Below are 23,493 nucleotides of genomic sequence, written 5' to 3' on the forward strand. Positions count from 1 at the left end.
GTCCACCCGGCCGTCGGCCAGGTGCTGCAGCATCGCGTAGTCCTCGGCGATCTTCACCGGATCGTTCGTGGTGATCAGGGTGGTGGAGGTGGAGAGCAGCAGCCGCTGCGTCCGGGCCGCGATGTAGCCCAGCATGGTGGTGGGCGACGACGGCACGAACGGCGGGTTGTGGTGCTCGCCGGTGGCGAAGACGTCGAGGCCGACCTCCTCGGCCTTGAGCGCGATGGTCACCATCGCCTTGATCCGCTCATGCTCGGTCGGTTCGCGACCGTTGGTCGGGTCGACCGTGACGTCGCCGACGGTGAAGACTCCGAACTGCATGACCAGCTCCTCGCGTTGTCCACCGGGGCCCGCGTGGCGCCCGGACGCACCGCACAACATATTTGACAGATCAAAATTCCCGGCCGCAGCGTCGGCCGGTGACGGCGGTCACGCGAATACCGCCCGAGCCGGCGCCGCGTACCTGACGGGAGATGTCAGCCTTGCCGGGCAGGATGACCGCATGACCGAACGCGCCGAGGGCGGCTTCAGCCTGGACAGTTGGGACGAGGAACCGTACGACGAGGCCGGGGGCGGCACGCTCGCCGGGGCCCGGATCACCAAGTCCTTCACCGGCGACCTGGTCGGCACGAGCGTCACCCGGATCCTGATGTGCCGCACCCCGGTGGAGTCGTCCGCCGCGTACGTGGGGTTCGAGCGGTTCACCGGCACGCTGGCCGGGCGCCGGGGCAGCTTCGTGCTGCACCACACGGCCGGCAGCGACACCGAGACCGGATCGCGGCTGTCCTGGACGGTGGTGCCCGACTCGGCCACCGACGAACTGCGCGGGCTGCGCGGTGGCGGGCAGATCCTGGTCGGGCCGGACGGCGGCCACGCCTACCGGCTGGACTACCGGCTGGACTGACGCCGCCCGCCCGGCCTTGGCCCGGCCGGGAGCGGCGGTCGCCGCCAGCCGGGGCCGGAGCAGTGGTGGCCGTCAGCCAGCCCGGGCCGGCCCGGACCGCCCCGACGATCCGGCCGACGGTGGTCAGCCGCCGGCGACCGAGGGCAGCACCTGCACCTCGGCGGCCTCCGGCACCGGCGCGTCCAGCCCGCCGAGGTGCCGGCAGTCCTCCCCGTCGACGTAGACGTTGACGTAGCGGCGCAGCTCGCCCCGCTCGTCGCGGATCCGCCGGGCCAGCCGGGGCCAGGAGCCGGCCAGCTCGTCGAGGACGGCGCGCAGGGTGCCCGAGGTGGCGACGGTCAGCCGGCTCGCGCCCCCGGCCTCGCCGCGCAGCGGGCCGGGCACCAGCACGGTGACCACGTCACACCTCCGCGGCTCGGACGCAGAGCACGTCGGGCAGGTGCGCGGCCACCCGGGACCAGGACTCGCCCTCGTCACGGCTGGCGTAGACCTCGCCGGAGCGGGTGCCGAGGTAGACGCCGCCGGGGGTAGCGTCGTCGGCGCACATCGCGTCGCGCAGCACCGCCGGATAGAACGGCCCCGCCGGCAGGCCGGCGCTCATCGGCTGCCAACTGTCGCCGGCGTCGGACGAGCGGAAGACCCGGCAGCGCCGGTCGACCGGGAAGCGCTCGCTGTCGGCGGTGAGCGGGAAGGTGAAGACGGAGTCGGGGCGGCCGGGCAGGCTGACGATCGGGAAGCCGAAGTCGCTGGGCAGGCCGCCGGCGATGGAGGACCAGGTGCGCCCGTCGTCGTCGGAGCGGTAGACGCCGTGGTGGTTCTGCGCGTAGAGCCGGTCGGGGTGGCCGGCGTCCCGGGCGACCTTGTGCACGCACTGCCCGAACTCGGGCCACTCGTCGGGCAGGAAGTAGGCCCGGATGCCGGTGTTGCCCGGCGCCCAGCTGGCGCCGCCGTCGGTCGACCGGTAGACGCCGCCGGTGGACATCGCCACCAGCAGCCGGTCGGCGTCGGCGGGGTGCGGCAGCACGGTGTGCACCGCCTGGCCGCCGAAGCCGGCGCCCCACTGCTCGCGGTGCGGGTGCTCCCAGAGCGCCCGGACCAGCTGGTAGGTGATCCCGCCGTCCTCGGAGCGGAACAGCGCGGACGGCTCGGTGCCGGCCCAGACGACGTCGGGCTGGTCGGGCCCGGCCGGGGCGAGCTGCCACACCCGGCCCAGGGTGGCCCCGGTGTCGGCCGGGAAGGCGACCGGCGCGTCCTCCGGCTCGTGCCAGGACGCGCCGAGGTCGTCGCTGGTGGCCACGCTGGGGCCGAAGTGGGAACTGGTGGTGCCGGCCAGCAGCCGGGGCGTGGCGCGCCGGGTGTCGATGGCGACCGCGTAGACACCGGTCATCGGAAAGTGCGGGCCGCTCACCTCCCAGCCGCGCCGGCCGTCCGTGCTGGTGGCGAGGAAGAGCCCTTTCGCCGTCCCGATCGCGAGCAGTGTGGCCATCGCCGCTGTCCTCCGTCTCCTCGGTGAGCGCGTGCGGCGTGATTATGACCACACCCACCGACAGAATCGCCAGCGTGGACCGCCGATCGGACCCGCCGGACCGTCAGCGGCGGCTGCGTGGCACGTGCCGGCGGTAGGCGCTCACCGTCGGGTCGCCGGCGATCCAGAACCGCCAGGGCACGTCGTGCGCGCCGGTCACCCCGACCCGGGGCCCGGCGGCCACCGCGTCGGCCGGCACCGGGGCGTCGGCCGGGCGCAGCCGGACCGGCCCGTCGCCGAGCAGGTCGGTGCCGTAGGCCGAGCGGTCGATACCGAGCGCCGCGCAGAGCCGGGCCGGCCCGCGGGCGAGGTCGACCTCCCGGCGTACGGCGGGGCGCCGGGCCCGGGCCGCGGCCAGCCCGTCGACCACCTCCCCGGCGCGCAGCAGCACCGCCGCGGCCTCCCCCGCCGGCCCGGTGACCACGTTCACGCACCAGTGCATGCCGTAGGTGAAGTAGACGTAGGCGTGCCCGGCCGGGCCGAACATCACCGCGTTGCGCGGGGTACGGCCGCGGTACGCGTGCGAGGCGGGGTCGCCGGCGGTTCCCGCGTACGCCTCGACCTCGGTGATCCGGACGGTCACCCCGCCGGCGGTCAGCCGGCAGCCGAGCAGGCCACGCGCCGCCGGCAGCACCGGACCGGCGAGCAGCCGAGCCAGCTCGGCCAACTCGGCCGGCACGGTGAGGTCGGCCGGCGGTCGGTCGGAGTGCGCCACCACGGGTCCGACCATATCCGGCCGTGACGCGGGTCGCCGGAGACTACTACTTAGGTCAGGCTCACCTTAGAGTGTCCGCGTGACACCCCTGTCTCCCCTGCTCCCGGCCGTGCGGGCGGTGCCGTTCGTCCGCGAGCTGGCCACCCACGGCGGCCGCCCCGCCATCCTCACCGCGGATGGGGAGCTCTCCTACGCCGACCTCGCCGACCGGGTCGCCCGGACCGCCCGGCAGCTCGGGGCCGAGCGGCGGTTGGTGCTCGTGGTCGGCGCCAACACCGTCGACTCGCTGGTGGCGTACCTGGCCGCGCTGCACGCCGGGCACCCGGTGCTGCTGGTCCCCGGCGGCAACGACGCCGCGCTGGCCGCGCTGGTGGCGGCGTACGACCCGGACGTGGTGGTCGGCCCGGCCGACGGCGGGTGGCGGGTCGACGAACGGCGGGCGGGCAGCGCGCACCGCCTGCACCCCGACCTGGCGCTGCTGCTGAGCACCTCCGGCTCGACCGGCTCGCCGAAGCTGGTCCGGCTGTCGCACACGAACCTGCAGGCCAACGCCGAGTCGATCGCGCGGTACCTGGGCATCCGGGACACCGACCGGGCGGCCACCACCCTGCCGCTGCACTACTGCTACGGGCTGTCCGTGGTGAACAGCCACCTGGCCCGCGGCGCGGCCCTGGTGCTGACCGACCTCTCGGTCGCCGACGCCTGCTTCTGGGAGCTGTTCCGGGCCGCCCGGGGCGCCACCTTCGCCGGCGTGCCGTACACCTTCGAGCTGCTCGACCGGGTCGGGTTCGCCGCGATGGACCTGCCGCACCTGCGCTACGTCACCGCCGCCGGCGGCCGGCTGGCGCCGGAGCGGGTGCTCCGCTACGCCGAGCTGGGCCGGCGGGCCGGCTGGGACCTGTTCGTCATGTACGGCCAGACCGAGGCGACCGCGCGGATGGCGTACCTCCCGCCCGACCTGGCGATCGACCACCCGACGGCGATCGGCGTGCCGGTGCCCGGCGGAGCGTTCCGGCTGGCCCCGGTAGCCGACCAGCCCGACCCGGAGGTGGGCGAGCTGGTCTACGCGGGGCCGAACGTCATGCTCGGCTACGCCCGCTCCCCGGCCGACCTGGCGCTCGGCCGGACCGTCGACGAGCTGCCCACCGGCGACCTGGCCCGGCGCACCCCGGACGGGCTCTACGAGATCGTCGGCCGGCGCAGCGGCTTCGCCAAGATCCTCGGGCTGCGGATCGACCCGCAGCGGGTCGAGGCACTGCTGGCCGGGCACGGGGTGACCGCCACCTGCGTGGGCGCCGACGACGAGCTGGTCGTGGCCGTGCTGGGCGAGGGTGACGCCCTGAGGATCCGGCGGCTGGTCGCCGGCGAGCTGGGGCTGCCGCCGCGCGCGGTCCGGGTGCTGCTCCTGGCCGAGCTGCCCCGGCTGGCCAGCGGCAAGCCGGACCTGGCCGCACTGCGCACGCTCGCCGGCGCCGCCGCGGCGCCGGCCCCGCCGCCGACCCCCGCGCCCGCCGGCGACCTGTGCCGGCTGTACGCGGAGGTGCTCGACCGCACCGACGTCACCCCGGAGTCGAGCTTCGTCGACCTCGGCGGGGACTCGCTGTCCTACGTGGAGATGTCGGTCCGGCTGGAGCAGGAACTCGGTCACCTGCCGCCGAACTGGCACACCCTGCCGATCGCCGAGCTGCGCCGGCCGGCCCGCCGGTCCGGGCGGCGCCGGTCGCTGGAGACCAGCGTGGCGCTGCGCGCGGTGGCGATCGTGCTGATCGTCGGCTCGCACATCCCGCTGTTCACGGTGACCGGCGGCGCGCACCTGCTGCTCGGCGTGGCCGGCTTCAACTTCGCCCGGTTCCAGCTCACCGCAGCCGGCCGGCGGGACCGGTTGCGGCAGATCAGGGCGGGCCTGCTGCGCATCGTGCTGCCCACGACGGCCTGGATCGGCGCGGTGATGCTGGTCGGCGACGACTACCAGCTGAGCACCCTGCTGCTGGTCAACAGCGTCGTCGGGCCGCCCGACGGCGAGACGCAGTGGCACTTCTGGTTCATCGAGGCGGTGGTCTACCTGCTGGTCGGGCTGGCCGCCCTGCTCGGGCTGCGCCGGGTGGACCGGTGGGAGCGACGCTTCCCGTTCGCCTTCCCGCTCGGCCTCACCGCGGTCGCGCTGCTCGGGCGGTACGACGTGTTCGGCCTCGACGCCCGCTACGACCTGCCCTCGGCGGCGGTGGCCGGGTGGCTGTTCACGCTGGGCTGGGCCGCCGCCCGGGCCGACGACGTCCGGCAGCGGCTGCTGGTCACCGCCGCCGCGGCGGCCACCGTGCCGGGCTTCTTCGGCCAGCCGCAGCGCGAGGCGCTGATCGTGGCCGGCCTGGCCCTGCTCGTCTGGCTGCCCACCGTGCCCAGCCTGGCCGCGGTGAACCGGGTGGCCGGGGTGCTGGCGGGCAGCTCGCTCTACATCTACCTCACCCACTGGCAGGTCTACCCGCACCTGCGCCACCTGCCGCTGGTCGCGCTCGCCGCCAGCCTCGCGCTCGGCATCGGCTACGCGGCGCTGGTGAACCGGGCCTGGCGGTGGGCCTCGACCCGGCCAACTTTCAATAGGTTGTTGAAAACGGTCCGTTGATGTGATGGGGTCGGGGCATGACCGAGGACCCCTTCACCGCACCCGACGCCGGCCGGGCCCGGGCGCACCGCACGTACGCCGCGCTCGCCCGGATCGCCGAGCGGCACGCCGACACCGACGCCCGCCGCCGGCGGCACACCAACCCGTACCTGCCGGACCCGTACGAGGCGGTCGCGCTGGTGACCGCGCTGGCCGCCGGGGGCGCCGAGCCGGAGCCCGGGGAGGAGCCGGTCGACGACGGCGACCTCACCGCGGCGCTCACCCTGATCCCGCACCTGCGCGCCGAGGTCGACGCGCTGGAGGCCGGACTACTGACGCTGGCCCGCGGGCGCGGACTGACCTGGCAGGCGATCGCCTACGGGCTCGGGCTGGGCAGCGCCCAGGCGGCGAAGCAGCGCTTCGAGCGCGTCTCCGCCCGCACCGCCGCCACCGACTGACCGCCCGCTCCCCCGCCGCCCGACGGCTCTGGCACGCCACCCGACGATGGTTGATCGTCCACTGCGCGGCAGGGCCGGCGGCCCGCGCGCCCCCGGTCGGGGGCAGCGTCCGACCGGGGGCGCGTGACGGGCGGGTGAGCCGGTGCCGGACCCGTGGGGGCGAGTTGGGGCAAACTGTGGCGAGGGTCGATCGGGAGGAGGGCCGATGGAGCGCGAGCAGATGCGGGCGTACTGCCTGGCGAAGCCGGGCGCCTGGCTGGACCAGCCGTGGGAGGGCGACGAGGTGGTCAAGGTGGGCAGCCGGATCTTCGCGTTCCTCGGTTCGCCGGCCAACGCGCCGACGATCGGGGTGAAGTGCGGCCCGAGCCGGGAGGTGGCCGACGAGTGGCTGCACCGGCACCCGGGCGACGCCCGGGTGATGCCCTACATCGGCCGGTCGGGCTGGAACACGCTGCGGCTCGACGGCGGGATCGACGACGAGGAACTGATCGAGGCGGTCGACGCCTCGTACGACGCGGTGGTGGCGAAGCTGCCGAAGCGGGAGCGGCCGACGGCCTGAACCCCGCGCGGCGCCGGGGCGCCGCGCGGGGGCGGACTCAGCGGGGGACGACCCGCTCGGCGGCCCACTCGCGCCAGCCGGCGAGCTTGTCGGCGGCGGTGGCGAGCTGGTCGGCGACCGGGCCCGGGCCGGTCGAGCCGGGCGTGATCCGGGCGGCGAGCGCCGAACGGACGGAGAGCACGTCGCGCACCGACGGGTCGAGGTGCTCGCTGACCGTGGCCAGGTCGGCGTCGGAGACCTCGTCCAGCGCGCAGTCCCGGGCCACGCAGAGCGCCACCAGCTTGCCGGTGATCTCGTGCGCGTCGCGGAACGGCACGCCCCGCCGGACCAGCCAGTCGGCCACCTCGGTGGCGAGGGAGAAGCCGACCGGCGCGGCGGCGACCAGCCGGTCGGCGCGCACGGTCATCGTGGAGACCATCCCGGCGAGGGCCGGCAGCAGCAGCTCCAGGGTGTCGACCGCGTCGAAGGCCGGCTCCTTGTCCTCCTGCATGTCCCGGTCGTAGGTCATCGGCAGGCCCTTGAGCATGGTGAGCACGCTCATCAACCCGCCGACGAGGCGGCCGGACTTACCCCGGGCCAGCTCGGCGATGTCCGCGTTCTTCTTCTGCGGCATGATCGACGAGCCGGTGGCGAACGCGTCGTCCAGCTCCACCCAGCCGAACTCCTGCGACGTCCAGAGCACCACCTCCTCGCCGAGGCGGGACAGGTGCACCCCGATCATCGCGGTGACGAAGAGGAACTCGGCGACGAAGTCCCGGTCGGCGACGGCGTCCATCGAGTTGGCGAAGGACGTGCGGAAGCCCAGTTCCTTGGCGACGGCCAGCGGGTCCAGCGGCAGGCCGGAGCCGGCGAGCGCGCCCGCGCCGAGCGGGCTGATCGCCGTCCGGTCGTCCCAGTCGCGCAGCCGTTCCAGGTCGCGCAGCAGCGGCTGCACGTGGGCCAGCAGCCAGTGCCCGAAGGTGACCGGCTGGGCGTGCTGGAGGTGGGTCATGCCGGGGGCGGCGGTCGCCACGTGCCGCTCGGCCTGTTCGACCAGGGCCTCGGCCAGCTCGACCAGCCGGCCGGCCACGCCCCGGGCGTGATCACGCAGGTAGAGCCGCAGGTCGGTGGCGACCTGGTCGTTGCGGGACCGGCCGGCGCGCAGCTTGCCGCCGAGGCTGCCGAGGCGTTCCAGCAGGCCGCGTTCCAGCGCGGTGTGCACGTCCTCGTCGTCCACGGTGGGGCGGAACTGCCCGGAGGCGCAGGCGGCCTCCAGGTCGTCCAGGGCGGCGAGGATCCGGCCCAGTTCCTCCGGGTCGAGCAGCCCGGCACCGGCGAGCACCCGGGCGTGCGCCCGGGACGCCGCGATGTCGTACGGGGCCAGCCGCCAGTCGAACTGCACGCTCACCGACAGCCGGGCCAGGGCCTCGGAGGGGCCGCCGGCGAACCGGCCGCCCCACAGGCTCGTCCGGTTGGTGGCGGCGCTGTTCTCGGTCAGGCTCTTGTCGTCCACGCCGCCCATTCTGGAGGTCAAGAGGACGTCCCGCCGAACCGGGCGTCCCGCGCGGCGGCCATCTTGCTGGGCAGGCCCCACAGCTGCACGAAGCCCTTCGCCAGGGACTGGTCGAAGGTGTCACCGGTGTCGTAGGTGGCCATGCCGAAGTCGTAGAGGCTGGCCTCGGAGCGCCGGCCGGTGACGGTGGCCCGGCCGCCGTGCAGGGTGAGCCGCACCTCGCCGGTGACGTGCCGCTGCGCGTCGTCGATGAACGCGTCCAGCGACCGCTTCAGCGGCGAGAACCAGAGGCCGTCGTAGACCAGCTCGCCCCAGCGCTGGTCGACGCCGCGCTTGAACCGGGCCAGGTCCCGCTCGACGGTGACCGCCTCCAGCTCCTGGTGGGCGGTGATCAGCGCGATCGCGCCGGGCGCCTCGTACACCTCGCGGCTCTTGATGCCGACCAGGCGGTCCTCGACCATGTCGAGCCGGCCGACGCCGTGGGCGCCGGCGCGCCGGTTGAGCTCCAGGATCGCCTGGTACGGGGTGACCGTCTCGCCGTCGATCGCGACCGGCACGCCGGCGTCGAAGGTGATCACGACCTCGTCGGCGTCGCGCTCCTGCGCCGGGTCCGAGGTGTACGAGTAGAGGTCCTCGATCGGGCCGTTCCAGATGTCCTCCAGGAAGCCGGTCTCCACCGCGCGGCCCCACAGGTTCTGGTCGATCGAGTACGGCGACTTGGCCGACACGTCGATCGGCAGGCCCTTCTCCTCGGCGAACGCGATCGCCTTGTCCCGGGTCCAGGCGAAGTCCCGGGCCGGCGCGATGATCTTCAGCTCGGGGGCGAGCGCGCCCAGGCCGACCTCGAAGCGGACCTGGTCGTTGCCCTTGCCGGTGCAGCCGTGCGACACGATGGTGCCGCCGTGCTTCTTCGCGGCCGCCACCAGGTGCTTGACGATCAGCGGCCGGGACAGCGCGGAGACCAGCGGGTAGCGGTCCATGTAGAGGGCGTTGGCCCGGATCGCCGGCAGGCAGTACTCGGCGGCGAACTCGTCGCGCGCGTCGACCACCTCGGACTCCACGGCGCCGCAGTCGAGCGCGCGCTGCCGGATGGCGTCGAGGTCCTCGCCGCCCTGCCCGACGTCGACCGCCACCGCGATCACCTCGGCGCCGGTCTGCTCGGCCAGGTAGGGAATGGCGACGGAGGTGTCCAGCCCTCCGGAGTACGCCAGGACGACCCGCTCGGTCATGGTGTGGTGCTCCCTTCAACGTTCTCTTCGCGGCGGGCCCAGCCGGCGAGCTTCTCGCCGAGCGCGGCCCCGCCGTCGGCCTCGCGGGCCACGACGAGGATGGTGTCGTCGCCGGCGATGGTGCCGACGACCTCGGACAGGCCCGCCCGGTCGACCGCGCTGGCCAGGTACTGGGCTGCGCCCGGCGGGGTGCGCAGCACGGCGATGTTGCCGCTGGAGTCGACCCCGTTGAGCAGCTCACGCAGCAGCCGCACCAGCCGGGCCGGGGCCGCCTCGGCGTCGCGCAGCGGCCGCTGGCCGTCCTCGGGGATCAGGTAGACCGCCCGCCCGTCGCCGCCGCGGACGGTCACCGCCCCCAGCTCCTTCAGGTCCCGGGAGAGGGTGGCCTGGGTGACCTGGATGCCGTCGCCGGCGAGCAGGTCGGCCAGTTCGGTCTGCGAGTGGATCGCCTTGTCGCGGATCAGCTCGACGATGCGGCCGTGCCGGGCGGCACGGGTCAGCGGGGCGGTCATCGGGTCTCCCTGGTCGCGGTGGCTCCCGGCGCCGCCGCGTCGCTGGCCGCGGTCGCGGCCTCGAGGAGGAACGTGAGCAGCGCCTTCTGGGCGTGCAGCCGATTCTCCGCCTGGTCGAAGACGGCGCTCTGCGGGCCGTCGAGCACCTCGGCGGTGATCTCCTCGCCGCGGTGCGCGGGCAGGCAGTGCAGCACGATCGCGCCCGGCGCGGCGTGGCCGAGCAGCTCGGCGTTGATCTGGTACGCCCGGAACGGGGTGATCCGGTCCAGCCCGTCGTCCTCCTGGCCCATCGAGGTCCAGGTGTCGGTGGCGAGCACGTCGGCGCCGGCGACCGCCTCGACCGGGTCGACGAGCACGCGCACCGACCCGCCGGTGCCCGCGGCGATCTTCTCGGCGCGGGCCACCACGTCCGGGTGGGGCTGGAATCCGGCCGGCCCGCCGATCCGGACGTGCATCCCGGCGATCGCCCCGGCCAGCAGGTACGAGTGCGCCATGTTGTTCGCCGCGTCCCCGACGTACGCCAGGGTGCGCCCGGCGGTGGCGCCGAAGCGCTCCCGGACGGTGAGCAGGTCCGCCAGCACCTGGCACGGGTGGTAGTCGTCGGTGAGCGCGTTGACCACCGGCACGGTGGCGGCCTCGGCGACCTCGGCGATCCGGTCGTCGCCGTGGGTGCGCAGCACGATCGCCGCGACGTAGCGGGAGAGCACCCGCCCGGCGTCGGCCAGGGTCTCGCCCCGGCCGAAGTGGGTGACCTGGGTGTCCACCACCAGGGGGTGCCCACCCAGCTCGGCGATGCCGACGTCGAAGGAGAACCGGGTGCGCAGGCTCTGCTTGTCGAAGAGCACCGCCACCGACCGCGGCCCGGCCAGCGGCCGGTACCCGAACCGGTCCGCCTTCATCCGCGCGGCCAGCTCCAGCACCGCCGACTGCTCGGCGGGGCTCAGGTCGTCGTCGCGCAGGAAGTGCCGGGTCATGCGTTCGTCTCCGTCGCCGCCGTGGTCGTGGTGGTGGTCGTCGTCGCGATCCTGGTACTTTCCGGCCCCGCCGCGGGCCGTTTCCCGCCAGGATCCGAAGCCGGGGTGGCGCCGGCGGCGGCAGGCGCCGTCGCGTCGAGCGCGGCGGGCAGCGCGGCGAGGAAGGCGTCGGCCTGGGCGGCGGTGAGGATCAGCGGCGGAGCGAGCCGGACCACGCCGGGCTGCACCGCGTTGACCAGGAACCCGGTCTCCCGCAGCGCCTCGGCGAGCACCGCCGCGACCGGGGCGGTGAGCACCACGCCGAGCAGCAGCCCGGCCCCGCGTACCTCGTCGACCAGCGGGTGGCCGAGCGCCTCGACGCCCCGGCGCAGCCGCTCGCCGACCCGCTTGACGTGGTCGAGCAGCCCCTCGTTGGCGATGGTCGCCACCACGGCGAGGGCGGCCGCGCAGCTGACCGGGTTGCCGCCGAAGGTGGTGCCGTGCGAGCCGGGGCCGAGCAGCTCGGCGGCCCGGCCGAAGGCCAGGCAGGCACCGAGCGGCAACCCGCCGCCGAGCCCCTTGGCCAGGGTCACCACGTCGGGCTCGACCCCCTCGGCCTGGTGGGCGAACCAGTGCCCGGTGCGCCCGACGCCGGTCTGCACCTCGTCCAGCACCAGCAGCGCGCCGTGCCGGGCGGTGATCCGCCGGGCGGCGGCCAGGTAGCCGGCCGGGGGGACGACCACGCCGTTCTCGCCCTGGATCGGCTCCAGGATGACCATCGCGGTGGCGTCGGTGACCGCCGCCTCCAGCGCGGCGACGTCGCCGTAGTCGACGTGGGTCACGTCGCCGGGCAGCGGCCGGAACGGGTCCGCCTTGGCCGGCTGGCCGGTGAGCGCGAGCGCGCCCATGGTGCGGCCGTGGAAGCCGCCCCGGGTGGCGACCACGTGGCCGCGGCCGGTCCGCCGGGAGAGCTTGAACGCCGCCTCGTTCGCCTCCGCGCCGGAGTTGGCGAAGAAGACCCGGCCGGGCCGGCCGGCGAGCGCCAGCAGCAGCTCCGCCAGGGCCACCGGCGGCTCGGCGACGTAGAGGTTGGAGACGTGCCCGAGCGTCGCGACCTGCTTCGACACGGCGGCCACCACGGCGGGGTGGGCGTGGCCCAGGGCGTTGACCGCGATCCCGCCGACCAGGTCGACGTACTCCCGGCCGGCGTCGTCGACCACGACCGCGCCGGAGCCGGCGACCAGCGCCAGCGGCGGCGTGCCGTAGTTGTCCATCATGGACTGCGACCAGCGCTCGACGAGGGTGCTCACGAGGGGATCACCATTGTTCCGAACCCTTCCGAGGTGAAGACCTCGAGCAGCGTGGAATGGGCGACCCGGCCGTCGACGACGTGCGCGGCGGGCACTCCCTGCCGCACCGCCCGCAGGCAGGCCTCCATCTTGGGCACCATGCCCGACTCCAGTGCCGGCAGCAGCTTCGCCAGGTCGTCGGTGGTGATCTCGGAGATCAGGCTGTCGGTGTCCGGCCAGTCCGCGTAGAGGCCGGGCACGTCGGTGAGGACGACCAGCTTGCGCGCCGCCAGGGCGACCGCGAGCGCGGCGGCGGCGGTGTCGGCGTTGAGGTTGTGCAGCACCCCGTCGGCGTCCGGGGCGACCGTGGAGATCACCGGGATCCGGCCGGCCGCGATCAGGTCGGTGACCGCCGAGACGTCGACCGACTCCACGTCGCCGACCTGCCCCACGTCCACCGGCCGGCCGTCGACGTACGCGGGCCGGCGCACCGCGGTGAACAGCCCGGCGTCCTCGCCGGAGAGGCCGACCGCGAACGGGCCGTGCGCGTTGATCAGCCCGACCAGCTCCCGGCCGACCTGCCCGACCAGCACCATCCGGACCACGTCCATCGCCTCCGGGGTGGTGACCCGCAGGCCGCCGCGGAACTCGCTGTCGATGCCGAGCCGGCCGAGCATGGCGGAGATCTGCGGCCCGCCGCCGTGCACCACGACCGGCCTGAGACCGGCGTAGCGGAGGAAGACCATGTCCGCGGCGAAGGCGCGCCGCAGCTCCGGGTCGACCATCGCGTTGCCGCCGTACTTGACCACGACGGTCGAGCCGGAGAAGCGGGCCAGCCAGGGCAGCGCCTCGATCAGCGTGGCGGCCTTGGCCTGGGCCCGGGTGAGGTCGGTGGTGAGGCTCATGTCGAGTACGCCGAGTTCTCGTGCACGTACGCGTGCGAGAGGTCGTTGGTCCAGATGGTGGCCGCGGCGGCGCCGGCGTGCAGGTCGATCCGGATGGTGACGTCCCGCCCGGTGAGGTCGACCTTCGACCGGTCCTCGGCGGCGGCGCCGGAGCGGCACACCCAGATCCCGTTGACCGCGACGTCGACCCCGTCCGGCTCGAACGTGGCGGCGGTGGTGCCGACGGCGGCGAGGATCCGGCCCCAGTTCGGGTCGTTGCCGAACAGCGCGGTCTTGACCAGGTTGTTGCGGGCCACCGCGCGCCCGACCTCGACCGCGTCGTCCTCGCTGGCCGCGCCGACCACGTCGACGGCGATCTGCTTGGTGGCGCCCTCGGCGTCGGCGACGAGCTGCTGGGCCAGGTCGTGGGCGGCGGCGGTGACCGCGGCGGTCAACTCGGCCACGCCGGGGGCGATGCCACTGGCGCCACTGGCCAGCAGCAGCACCGTGTCGTTGGTGGACATGCAGCCGTCGGAGTCGATCCGGTCGAAGGTGACCCGGCACGCCTCGCGCAACGCGGCGTCGAGGACATCCGGGCCGGCGACCGCGTCGGTGGTCAGCACGCAGAGCATGGTGGCCATCGCCGGGGCCAGCATGCCGGCGCCCTTGGCCATCCCGCCGACGGTCCAGCCGCTGCCCCGGGCCACCGTGGTCTTCGGCCGGGTGTCCGTGGTCATGATGGCCTCGGCCGCCGGGGCACCGCCCTCCCGGGACAGTTCGCGCACCGCCTTGCCCACCCCGGAGAGCAGTGCCGGCATGGGCAGCCGCTCGCCGATCAGGCCGGTGGAGCAGACCGCGACCTCGCCGGCGCCCAGCATCAGCCGGGAACTGGCCGAGGTGAGCGCGGCGGCGGCGTGCTCGGCGGTGGCGTGGGTGTCCTGGAAGCCGGCCGGGCCGGTGCAGGCGTTGGCGCCACCGGAGTTGAGCACCACGGCGCGGACCACCCCGCCGCGGACGACCTGCTGGCTCCAGAGCACCGGCGCGGCCTTGACCCGGTTGGCGGTGAACACCCCGGCCACGCCGGCGTCGGGGCCGTCGTTGACCACCAGCGCCACGTCGGCGGCGCCGCTGGCCTTCAGCCCGGCCGCGACCCCGGCCGCCCGGAACCCCCGGGGAACGGTGACGCTCACGGTGCCATCCCTTCGTCCGCGTCCGCGGGGCTCCGCCGCGCCGCACTCCTCGCGCTCACGGTGCGACCCCCCAGACGGACAGGCCGGTGGTCTCGGGCAGGCCGAGCATCAGGTTGGCGCACTGCACGGCCTGGCCGGCGGCGCCCTTGCCCAGGTTGTCCAGCGCGCTGAGCACCACCATCCGGCGGGAGTCGACGTCGACGGTGGCCTGCAGGTGGCAGGAGTTGGAGCCGAGCGTCGCGGCGGTGTGCGGCCAGCGCCCCTCGGGCAGCACGTGCACGAACGGCGCGTCCGCGTACGCCTCGGCGAGCACCGCCTGCGGGTCGACGCCGCGGGCCGGCACGGCGGTGACGGTGGCCAGGATGCCGCGCGGCATCGGCGCGAGGACCGGGGTGAGGGAGAGGCTGGTCGCCCCGGTGGCCTGCTTGATCTCCGGCACGTGCTGGTGGGTGCCGACCCGGTAGGGCGAGAGGTCGCCCATCACCTCGCTGCCGAGCAGGTGCGGCTTGGCCGCCTTGCCGGCGCCGGAGGTGCCGGACGCCGCGACGACCACCACGTCCGCCGGCTCGGCGGCGCCGGCCGCGATCAGCGGGGCGAGCGCCAGGGTGATCGCGGCGGCGTAGCAGCCGGTGTTGGCCACCCGGGTGGAGCCGGCGATCGCCGCCCGCTGCCCGGGCAGCTCCGGCAGGCCGTAGGTCCACTGCCCGGCATGGGTGCCGCCGTAGTACTGGGCCCACTCGTAGGGGTTGGCCAACCGGTGGTCGGCGCCGAGGTCGACCACCCGCAGCCCGGCCGGCAGCTGGGCGGCCAGCGCCGCCGACTGGCCGTGCGGGAGGGCCAGGAAGACCAGGTCCGCGTCGGCCAGGGTGGCCGGGTCGGTCTCGGTGAGGACCAGGTCGAGCCCGTTGAGCTGCGGGTGGACCGCGTCGACCCGGTGCCCGGCCTGGCTGTGCGCGGTGGCGGCGACCAGGTCGAACTCCGGGTGCCCGGCCACCAGGCGGAGCAGCTCGCCGCCGGCGTAGCCGCTGGCCCCGGCGACCGCGACTCGGATGCCCATACTCACCTCCGCATGACTATGCAATTGAGGCTAGCAACGATGATCGCCTCCTGCAAGTTCATGCAGTCCATTGCATGAGAATCGGGTGTGTCGCCGGTCACCTCCTCGTGCTCCCCGCCGCAGCCGGTCATGATCGAACCCGGCTACCGTGTGTCCGCCGCGGATGGGCGTGGGACACGCTCGGACCGGGATCCTGTCCGCCGACGAGCTCAGCTGGAGCTACCGGAGTCCGAGCGACGGGCGCGACGGCGGGTACGACGTTCGGCTGGTGACGGCGAACGTCTTCGTCTACCTGACCGTGACGTCGTACCCGAACAACCCGGCCCCGGTGGTGGACGCCACGCTGGCTCCGGCCGTCAGGGAGTTCCTCGCCGCCCTGCTCGACGAGATCCGGTCCGCATCCACGAGGTGACGGCCGGTGCGGTGGGTGGGGTGGGACGGCGCCCGGCCCGGCGCGGCGGTAGCGTTGCGCGACATCGTCGCCGGTGGGCGGTTCGGCACGTCGGCGGGACGCTCGGGAATCGTACGGAGGATGGCCCATGTCCAACGGCGAAGAGCCGCACCCGGTGCGCGACGACTCGGCCGGGCGGCCGGGGTTCGAGACCGCGCTGCGCGGCTACGACAAGCGGCAGGTCGACCGCTACGTCGAGCAGCTCGACGGCCGGCTCGCGGCGGTGACCGCCGAACGGGAACAGGCGACCGCCGAGATCCGGGCACTCGATGCCCAGGTGCAGCGGCTCCGCGCCGAGCTGACCGAGCTGCGCCAACGCCCGGCACAGGTGGAGCGGGCCTCCTTCAGCGACCTCGGGCCGATGGTCGAGCAGATCATCGGGCTGGCCGAGAAGCAGGCCGAGGCGATCACCGGCGCGGCCGAGCAGCGCGCCGCGGAGCTGCACAGCGAGGCCGAGGCGGTGCTGGCCGCGGCCCGGGAGCGCGTCACCCAGGCCCTGCAGTCCCTGGAGGAGGAGACCGCGGCGCGCCGCGCCGAGCAGGAGCAGGCGTACGCGGAACGGCAGGCGGCGGCCGAGGCGGAGCTGGCCGAGACGCGCGCGGCGGCCGAGCAGGCGCGGGCCGAGGGCGAGGCCGCCCACCAGCGGGCGGTGCAGGAGGCGCAGCGGCTCAGCGAGCAGAGCGCGCAGCAGGTCGAGCAGGCCCGCAACGCCGCCGAGGCGCTCACCAAGGCCGCCCGTACCCAGATCCAGCAGGAGGTGCAGGCGGCCCGCGCCCGCGGACAGCAGGAGCTGACCCAGTGGCGGGCGGGCGTGGAGCGGGAGCTCACCGAGCGGCGCGCCGCGGTCGAGCAGGAGCTGGCCGACCAGCGCGCGGCGGTCGAGGAGGAACTCGCGTCGCTCGTCGCCGAGTCGCAGCGGTACGCCACCGAGCTGCGCGAGCACGCCGACGAGCAGGACGCCGCGCACCGGGAACAGCTTGCCGTCGTCCAGCAGGAGATCACCGAGCGGCGGCAGGCGCTGGCCCAGGTGGGCGCGGAGCTGGAGACCGCCCAGCAGCAGCTCGCCCAGGCCCGCCAGGACTGCGCGGGCGCGGAGCGGGAGCTGGTGCAGCTGCAGCGGCGGCTCGGCGATGTCCACCGGGACCTGGCCGACGAGGCGGCCCGGCTGGACGCGGCCCGGCAGGCGGCCGAGGCGGCCGAACAGCACGCCCGGGAGGTCCGCGCCCGGGTGCGCCGCGAGGCGAAGCGGGTGGCCGACCTGGCCGCGGCGGCGGTGATGGCGGCGGCCGCGGGCGGCAGCGAGACCGCGGAGTACCCGATGGTGGCCGCCCGCCACGGCAACGGCGCCGCGGAGCCGGCCGACTTGGAGAGCGGCCGGGCGGCGGCCGGTGCCGCGGGGCCGGCCGATCCGGAGAGTGGCCGGGCCACGCCGGCGGGCACCGCCGACGCCGACCCGGACGCCCCGGAGGACCACCGGGCCACTCCGGACGCCGGACGGGCGATCAGCGCCGCCGACCCGGCCGCGCCGGAGGCGGGAGCCATGCCGGACGCCGGGCGGACGACCACGGCGGAGGCCGACGAGGCTCCGGTGGACGCCGGGCCGGTCACCCGGGCGGCGGGCCGGACCGACGCCGGGGTGTGGGCGGCGGGCACCGACCGGCAGCCCGCCGCGGACGGCGGCCAGGACGCCCCCGACGGCCGGTCGGCCGCAGAGTGGTTTCCCCGGCCCGCGCACCCGGCGGCGGTCGACGGGCTCGACCGGCGCCCGGGCGACGGTGCCGACCAGCGACGTGACGGCGAGGCGGTGGTCACCGGCTGAGCCGCCGGCGGGGTGGCGCCTCGGTCAGAGGCGCCCCTCGTCGACCGCGCGGGTCACCCAGGGGATGACCTCGTCGAGCATCTCGTCCAGCGAGGTGGTGGCGGTGAAGCCGAGCACCTCCCGGGACTTCGTCACGTCCGGCACCCGCTTCTGCACGTCGTACCGGTAGGGCTCGTCGGAGACGTGCCGGAACGGCGCGTCCGGACCCTTGATCTTGTGCCAGATCAGCTCGGCCAGGTCGAGGACGGTGGTCGACTCCGCGGTGGAGAGGTTGAAGTCCTCGTTGCGGGCCGCCGGGTGCTCGATCGCGGTGGCGATGCCGCGGGCCAGGTCACCGCCGTAGGTGTAGTGCCGCACCTGATTGCCCTCGCCGAGGATGTGCAGCGGGTCCTGCCCCTTGACGATCTTCTGCACCAGGTCGGGCACCACGTGGGACATGGCCAGCTTGACGTTGCCGGAGAGCACCTCGGCCTGGCCCAGGGCCCGCCCCTCACCGACACCGACGCAGTTGAAGGGCCGGACGATGGTGTAGGGCAGCTGGTACTGCTCCCAGGCGGCCCGCGCGTAGTACTCCACGGCGAGCTTCTGGAAGCCGTACGACGACAGCGGCGGCGGGATGCGCCGCTCGTCCCCCTCGCGGCTGGGCCAGCGGTCGGTGGACTCGAACACCATCGAGGACGAGAGGTAGGTGACCTTGGCCAGCCGGCCCTCCCGGTGCGCCCGGATCGCCGCGTCACAGGTGGCCGCCATGATCCGCTCGTTGGTGGCGAGCAGGTCGTAGGCGTACGCGTGGAAGTAGGAGATGCCGCCGATCATCGCCGCGCCGGCGACCAGGTGGTCGCAGCCGTCGAGCAGCTCGGTGAGCAGGTCGACGTCGCGGGCATCGCCCTCGACGAAGCGGAACCGGGGGTGGTCGTCGTAGCTGTGGGTGACCGGGCCGTACTTGGAGAAGTTGTCGACCCCGACCACCTCGTGGCCCCGTTGCAGCAGTTCCTCGACCAGGTAACCGCCGATGAACCCGGCCGAACCCGTCACCAGGACCTTCGCCACGTGCACTCCTATCCAGTCTTCTCGTACTCGCTGCTGTGCCGCGGGTCCGGTTGGCGCGGCACGGCGACGGCGCCCGTCCGCGCGGCCAGCTTCTCCCGGCTCAGTCGTCGACCGTAGGCGAAGAAGTACCACCGCAGGTAGCCGGGGAGGAAGCGGCCCAGATCGAAGTGCGACTCGCCCAGCGGGCGGTCCAGCCAGATCGTCGGGATCTCGGCCACCGGCAACCGCAACCGGTTGGCCTTGGCGGTCAGCTCCAGGCCGATCTCGAAGCCGGTGCGGGACTCGATCCCCACCTCCCGGACGAATGCCGCGTCGTACGCCTTGAAGCTGTTGGTGGCGTCGCGGGTGCCGACCCGCGCGAACGTGTAGAGGCTGCGGCCGGCCCAGCGCGACAGCATGCGCTTGAGCCGGGGGCCGCCGACCTGCTGCCCGCCCGGCATGTAGCGGGACGCCGCCGCGACGACCACCCCCCGGTCGACCAGCCGGGCCAGCTCGTCGATCTGGCGCGGGTCGTCGCAGCCGTCGGCCATGGTCACCACCACGACCGGGGCCCGGGCGGCGTCGATGCCGAACCGGATCGCGTTGGCCGGCCCCCGGCCGTAGGTGTTAAGCACGGTCCGCACCCGGGGATCGCTTCGGGCCACCTCCTCGGCGTACGGGACGGTGGTGTCGTCGGGCATGTCGTGCACGATGAGCACCTCGGCGGGGAGCAGCACCTCCCGCAGCATCCGCTCCAGGCAGCGCCGGATCGCCGCGCCCTCGTTGTAGACCGGGACGATCACCGAGACCCGCGGCTTCACACCCGCACCCCCTGCCCGGTCAGCCCCCACATGTCGATCACCGGTTTGTCGGTCGCCAGGCGGGCGTACTGCTCGTGCGGGGCCGCGATGACCAGCAGGTCGGCGCGGCGCAGCACCTCGTCGAGGTCGACCAGCCGCTCGTCGGCCACGTACGGGTCGGTGCAGAGCGTCTCGCGGGTCTTCAGCGCCAGGATCTTGCGCAGCTTGTACGCCAGGCTCTCCCGCGGGTCGTCGCTGCCGCCCTTGAACGCCATGCCGAGGATGCCCACGGTGAGTTCGGACAGGTCGAACCGGTCCTCCAACCGGGACACCAGGTACAGCGGCAGCCCCTCGTTGATCAACATCGCTGAGTGGCCGAGCACGAAGTTGTTGCGGTTGAAGGCGGCCAGCTGCATGGTGTCCTTGAACAGGCACGGCCCGGCGGCGAAGCCGGGCATCGGCAGGTCCGCCGCGCGCGGGTAGTCGAACGCCACCGCGTGCCGGATCCGGGCGAAGTCCAGCCCGAAGTCGTTGGCCATCATCCAGAACTGGTTGGCGGTGGCGAACTTGATGTACCGCCAGGTGTTGGTGAACAACTTCGCCAGCTCGGCCTCCTCCGGCTCGAGCGGCACGATCTGGTCGGTCAGGTGCCGGAACAGCTTCTCCGCCCGGGCCAGCGCTTCCGGCGTACGCGCCGCGACGATCTGCGGCAGCGCGAAGAGCTCGGTCATCGCCCGGCCCTCGGCGATCCGCTCCGGGCAGAACGCCACGTCGACGCGGATGCCCTTGCCGGCCAGCAGCTTCTCGGTCAGCGCGGTGACGCCCGGGTAGACGGTGCTGCGCAGCACGATGAGCTGGCCTTCGCGCAGGTGCTCGGCGCACCGCTCCAACGCCCGCGGCACGGCGGAGAGATCCGGGTTGAGGTGCTCGTCGACCGGGGTGCCGACCACCACGACGAGGTGCTCGGAGACGCCGACGCTGGCCGGGTCGGTGGTCGCCCGCAGCCGACCGGCGGCCACCGCCTCGGCGAGCGCCTCGGCCGCACCCGGCTCGGCGAAGGGCAGGGTGGCCGCGTTGACCGTGGCGACCGCGTCCGCGTTGATGTCGTACAGCACCACCGAGAGCCCGCGCGCGGCGAACGCGATGCCGAGCGGCAGGCCGACCCGGCCACAGCCGCCCACGATGCAGACGTCGACCATGCTGACCGGCGGATCCTCGGACATGTCTCGACTCCCGTGGGGGTGGCGGGGGGTGTGGTTCCGGCGTCAGTCGGAATCCAAGCAGGTTATCCGCTGCGATGTGACTCGCGGGTAACCGAACATCCCATCGCCGTTGGCCTTTCGGCCGATGTCTCACTGTCCGTGGTGACGTGCTCGCCGGAGCGGCACGGGCGGTGCAGGAGGTGCCGGAGGCCCCTCCCCTCGGCACAGCGAGAGGGGCCTCCGTCGCCGGTCAGGAGCCGCGCAGGGTGGCGCCGACCAGTTCCGCGGCGCGGGCGACCGCCGCGTCCCGGGCGGCCACCGCCTCCTCCACCGTCAGCGTCCGGTCCGGGGCGCGGAAGGTGAGCTTGTACGCCAGCGACTTGCGGCCCGCGCCGAGCTGCTCGGAGGCGTACACGTCGAACAACCGCACCGCCTCCAGCAGCTCGCCGGCGCCCTCGACCAGCGCCCGCTGCACCCGCGCCGCGGGCACCGACTCGTCGACCACCAGCGCCACGTCGATCAGCGCCGGCGGGAAGGTGGAGACGGTCGGCCCGGGCGCGGCCGGCGCCGCCGGCACCGCGTCCAGGTCCAGCTCCATGGCGCAGGTACGCCGGGGCAGCTCCAGCGCCGCCACGACCGTCGGGTGCAGCTCACCGGCGTGCCCGACCACCTCGCCGTCGACCAGCAGCTCGGCGCAGCGGCCCGGGTGCCACGGCGCGTACTCGGCGGCCCGGACCTCGATCCGGTGCCCGGGGATGTCGGCGGCGGCGAGCACCCCCCGGCCGGCCTCGACCGCGTCCGCCCAGCCGGCCGCCCGGCCGGCGCCCCACCAGCCGGCCGGCTCGATGTCGCCGGTGAGCACCACCGCGACGTGCCGGGGCTGGTGCGGCAGCACCGCGTCGGCGGCGGCGAACTCGGCCTCGGTGGGCCGGTGCGCCACACCCATCGCGGGCGGGCGGCCGGCGCCCGGACGCGGCTGGAAGACCGCGCCGATCTCGTAGAGCGCGAGGTCCCGCAGGCCCCGGCCGAGGTTGCGCTTGGCGATGCCGAGCAGCGGGCCGAGCAGCGTGGTGCGCAGCAGCGGCTCCTCCTCGGACAGCGGGTTGGCCAGCCGCACCGCGCGCCGCCGCGGGTCGTCCTCGGGCAGGCCGAGCAGGTCGGCCAGCTCCGGGGCGACGAACGGGTGCGCGAGCACCTCGACGTACCCCCGCTCGGCCAGCGACCGGGAGACCGCGCGGCGGCGCCGCTGCTGCCAGGTCAGCCCGCGGCCGGCGGGCGCCAGCGGCAGCACCGACGGCACCCGGTCGTACCCGTCGAGGCGGACCACCTCCTCGACCAGGTCGGCCGGGTGCAGCAGGTCCGGCCGCCAGCTCGGCGGGGTGACGGTCAGCACTGCCCCGTCGCCGGCGGCGACGCCGACCTCGCCCGGGTCCTCGGCCAGCCGGTCGGTGCCCTGGACCACCGTGCAGCCGACCTGCTCGAGCAGGGCGGCCACCCGCGCCGGCGGGTACGTGACGCCGACCCGCCGGCTGGGCAGGTCGACCGGCAGCACCACCGGGGTACGCGGCCGGACGTGGTCGATGTCCAGGATCTCCGCGCCGGCGGCGCCGCCGCCGTGCTCGGTGAGCAGCCGGACCGCCCGCTCCAGGGCGACCAGCGGCAGCGCCGGGTCGACGCCCCGCTCCCAGCGCTTGGCGGCCTCGCTGAACAGCTTGTGCCGGCGCGCGGTGCGCCCGACCATCACCGGGTCCCAGTGGGCGGCCTCGAGGAGCACGTTCGTGGTGCTCGCCACCACCTCGCTGGTCTCCCCGCCCATCACCGCCGCGAGCGAGACCGGTCCGGTGCCGTCGCAGATCACCATGTCCTCGGCGGCGAGCACGCGGGTCACGCCGTCCAGGGTGGTCAGCTTCTCGCCCCGCTCGGCGCGGCGCACCACCAGCGGACCGGTGATCCGGTCGGCGTCGAAGGCGTGCATCGGCTGGCCGAGTTCGAGCATCACGTAGTTGGTGATGTCGACCGCCAGCGAGATGGCGCGCACGCCGGCCTGGGTGAGCCGCCGCTGCATCCACGCCGGGCTCTGCGCGGTCGGGTCGACGCCGCGCACCATCCGGGCGGCGAACCGGTCGCAGCCGACGGTGTCGCGCACCTCCACCGGGTACGCCGGCGCCCCGGTGCCGGCCGGCGCGGGCGTCAGGCCCGGGTCGCGGAACGGCACGCCGAGCGCGTGCGACAGCTCCCGGGCCAGGCCGCGCACGCTCAACGCGTACCCGCGGTCCGGGGTGATCTCCACCTCGACCACGACGTCGTCGAGCCCCACCACGGGCCGCGCGTCGTCGCCCGGCTTGGCCGGGCTGTCCGGCGGCAGCACCAGGATGCCGGCGTGGTCGTCGCCCAGCCCCAGTTCCTTCGCGGAGCAGATCATGCCGTTGGAGTTGCGGCCGTAGGTCCTGCGCGCGCCGATGGCGAAGCCACCGGGCAGCACGCCACCCGGGAGGATCACCACGACCCGGTCGCCGGGGGCGAAGTTGGTCGCCCCGCAGACGATCTCCTGCGGCTCACCGGTGCCGTTGGCGTCCCCGACGTCGACCCGGCAGAACCGGATCGGCTTCTTGAAGCCGGTCAGCTCCTCGATCTCGCGCACCTCGCCGACCACCAGCCGGCCGGTGACGGTCTCCCGCAGGTCCACCACGGACTCGACCTCGATGCCGAGGTCGACCAGGGCCTGCTCCAGGTCGCCGGTGGGCAGGTCGGCGGGGAGGTCGACGTACTCCCGCAGCCAACTGACAGAAACTCGCATGACTCAGACCACCGTCTCCGTAACTCGTA

At 74.6% G+C, this 23,493-nt stretch carries 22 protein-coding genes; 6 read left to right on the forward strand and 16 right to left on the reverse strand.

Going from position 1 to position 23,493, the window contains the following annotated elements:
* Positions 1-321: LLM class flavin-dependent oxidoreductase (locus tag AC1WTP_RS06310; protein ID WP_481648281.1), on the reverse strand; the 321-nt coding region annotated here is incomplete at its 3' end.
* 181 nt (positions 322-502) lie between these two features.
* Between AC1WTP_RS06310 and AC1WTP_RS06315 the strand changes: the two genes are divergently transcribed.
* Positions 503-904, forward strand: a complete 402-nt coding sequence (locus tag AC1WTP_RS06315; RefSeq protein ID WP_481648282.1) for a DUF3224 domain-containing protein — start codon at positions 503-505, stop codon at positions 902-904.
* A gap of 123 nt (positions 905-1,027) precedes the next feature.
* Here AC1WTP_RS06315 and AC1WTP_RS06320 read toward each other — a convergent pair whose 3' ends face one another.
* From AC1WTP_RS06320 to AC1WTP_RS06330, 3 genes are all read right to left on the reverse strand, one after another.
* Positions 1,028-1,303 (reverse strand): MoaD/ThiS family protein, encoded by a 276-nt coding sequence (locus AC1WTP_RS06320; RefSeq protein ID WP_447137921.1) that lies wholly within the window; start codon positions 1,301-1,303, stop codon positions 1,028-1,030.
* A 1-nt stretch (position 1,304) separates the two neighbouring features.
* A complete protein-coding gene (locus AC1WTP_RS06325; protein ID WP_481648283.1) occupies positions 1,305-2,390 on the reverse strand; it encodes a WD40/YVTN/BNR-like repeat-containing protein in 1,086 nt (361 codons plus the stop codon).
* A 103-nt stretch (positions 2,391-2,493) separates the two neighbouring features.
* Positions 2,494-3,108, reverse strand: coding sequence for a DNA-3-methyladenine glycosylase (locus tag AC1WTP_RS06330; RefSeq protein ID WP_481648462.1), 615 nt, complete (start codon positions 3,106-3,108; stop codon positions 2,494-2,496).
* A gap of 115 nt (positions 3,109-3,223) precedes the next feature.
* On the opposite strand from AC1WTP_RS06330, the gene AC1WTP_RS06335 reads away from it, so the two are divergent.
* The 3 genes from AC1WTP_RS06335 to AC1WTP_RS06345 all read left to right on the forward strand — a co-directional run bounded on the left by AC1WTP_RS06335 (position 3,224) and on the right by AC1WTP_RS06345 (position 6,760).
* A complete protein-coding gene (locus AC1WTP_RS06335) occupies positions 3,224-5,764 on the forward strand; it encodes an AMP-binding protein (protein WP_481648284.1) in 2,541 nt (846 codons plus the stop codon).
* Positions 5,765-5,781: 17 nt separating this feature from the next.
* Positions 5,782-6,201, forward strand: coding sequence for a DNA-binding protein (locus AC1WTP_RS06340; protein ID WP_481648285.1), 420 nt, complete (start codon positions 5,782-5,784; stop codon positions 6,199-6,201).
* A gap of 205 nt (positions 6,202-6,406) precedes the next feature.
* A complete protein-coding gene (locus tag AC1WTP_RS06345; RefSeq protein WP_481648286.1) occupies positions 6,407-6,760 on the forward strand; it encodes an MmcQ/YjbR family DNA-binding protein in 354 nt (117 codons plus the stop codon).
* 37 nt (positions 6,761-6,797) lie between these two features.
* Here AC1WTP_RS06345 and argH read toward each other — a convergent pair whose 3' ends face one another.
* The 8 genes from argH to argC are packed head-to-tail and all read right to left on the reverse strand — an operon-like array spanning position 6,798 to position 15,366.
* Positions 6,798-8,261 (reverse strand): argininosuccinate lyase, encoded by a 1,464-nt coding sequence (gene argH / locus AC1WTP_RS06350; RefSeq protein WP_481648463.1) that lies wholly within the window; start codon positions 8,259-8,261, stop codon positions 6,798-6,800.
* A gap of 8 nt (positions 8,262-8,269) precedes the next feature.
* Positions 8,270-9,481 (reverse strand): argininosuccinate synthase, encoded by a 1,212-nt coding sequence (locus tag AC1WTP_RS06355; RefSeq protein WP_481648287.1) that lies wholly within the window; start codon positions 9,479-9,481, stop codon positions 8,270-8,272.
* On the reverse strand, positions 9,478-9,993 hold the full coding sequence (locus tag AC1WTP_RS06360; protein ID WP_481648288.1) for an arginine repressor: 516 nt from the start codon (positions 9,991-9,993) through the stop codon (positions 9,478-9,480). The genes AC1WTP_RS06355 and AC1WTP_RS06360 overlap by 4 nt, the downstream gene beginning before the upstream one ends.
* Entirely contained in the window at positions 9,990-10,967 is a 978-nt protein-coding gene (argF, locus tag AC1WTP_RS06365; RefSeq protein WP_481648289.1) for an ornithine carbamoyltransferase, read from the reverse strand. The genes AC1WTP_RS06360 and argF overlap by 4 nt, the downstream gene beginning before the upstream one ends.
* A complete protein-coding gene (locus AC1WTP_RS06370) occupies positions 10,964-12,256 on the reverse strand; it encodes an acetylornithine transaminase (RefSeq protein ID WP_481648290.1) in 1,293 nt (430 codons plus the stop codon). Before AC1WTP_RS06370 ends, argF begins: the two co-directional genes overlap by 4 nt.
* Positions 12,253-13,140 carry an acetylglutamate kinase gene (gene argB, locus AC1WTP_RS06375; RefSeq protein WP_481648291.1) on the reverse strand — a complete coding sequence of 296 codons (888 nt, stop codon included), beginning with the start codon at positions 13,138-13,140 and terminating at the stop codon, positions 12,253-12,255. Before argB ends, AC1WTP_RS06370 begins: the two co-directional genes overlap by 4 nt.
* Complete coding sequence (gene argJ, locus AC1WTP_RS06380; RefSeq protein ID WP_481648292.1) at positions 13,137-14,309, reverse strand: bifunctional glutamate N-acetyltransferase/amino-acid acetyltransferase ArgJ; 1,173 nt, start codon at positions 14,307-14,309, stop codon at positions 13,137-13,139. Before argJ ends, argB begins: the two co-directional genes overlap by 4 nt.
* A gap of 55 nt (positions 14,310-14,364) precedes the next feature.
* Complete coding sequence (argC, locus tag AC1WTP_RS06385) at positions 14,365-15,366, reverse strand: N-acetyl-gamma-glutamyl-phosphate reductase (RefSeq protein ID WP_481648293.1); 1,002 nt, start codon at positions 15,364-15,366, stop codon at positions 14,365-14,367.
* Positions 15,367-15,535: 169 nt separating this feature from the next.
* Between argC and AC1WTP_RS06390 the strand changes: the two genes are divergently transcribed.
* Complete coding sequence (locus AC1WTP_RS06390; protein ID WP_481648294.1) at positions 15,536-15,778, forward strand: hypothetical protein; 243 nt, start codon at positions 15,536-15,538, stop codon at positions 15,776-15,778.
* A 127-nt stretch (positions 15,779-15,905) separates the two neighbouring features.
* A complete protein-coding gene (locus AC1WTP_RS06395) occupies positions 15,906-17,636 on the forward strand; it encodes a DivIVA domain-containing protein (RefSeq protein WP_481648295.1) in 1,731 nt (576 codons plus the stop codon).
* 24 nt (positions 17,637-17,660) lie between these two features.
* Here the strand turns inward: AC1WTP_RS06395 and AC1WTP_RS06400 are convergent, their stop codons facing one another.
* The 4 genes from AC1WTP_RS06400 to pheT all read right to left on the reverse strand — a co-directional run bounded on the left by AC1WTP_RS06400 (position 17,661) and on the right by pheT (position 23,464).
* Complete coding sequence (locus tag AC1WTP_RS06400) at positions 17,661-18,686, reverse strand: NAD-dependent epimerase/dehydratase family protein (protein WP_481648296.1); 1,026 nt, start codon at positions 18,684-18,686, stop codon at positions 17,661-17,663.
* A gap of 8 nt (positions 18,687-18,694) precedes the next feature.
* Positions 18,695-19,486, reverse strand: a complete 792-nt coding sequence (locus tag AC1WTP_RS06405) for a glycosyltransferase family 2 protein (RefSeq protein ID WP_481648297.1) — start codon at positions 19,484-19,486, stop codon at positions 18,695-18,697.
* Positions 19,483-20,688 (reverse strand): nucleotide sugar dehydrogenase, encoded by a 1,206-nt coding sequence (locus AC1WTP_RS06410; protein ID WP_481648298.1) that lies wholly within the window; start codon positions 20,686-20,688, stop codon positions 19,483-19,485. The genes AC1WTP_RS06405 and AC1WTP_RS06410 overlap by 4 nt, the downstream gene beginning before the upstream one ends.
* A 229-nt stretch (positions 20,689-20,917) precedes the next feature.
* The gene (pheT, locus tag AC1WTP_RS06415; protein WP_481648299.1) at positions 20,918-23,464 is read right to left on the reverse strand and encodes a phenylalanine--tRNA ligase subunit beta; all 2,547 of its coding nucleotides are present in this window, start codon (positions 23,462-23,464) and stop codon (positions 20,918-20,920) included.
* Positions 23,465-23,493: the final 29 nt, after the last annotated feature.

This window comes from Micromonospora sp. R311 (assembly GCF_056780015.1).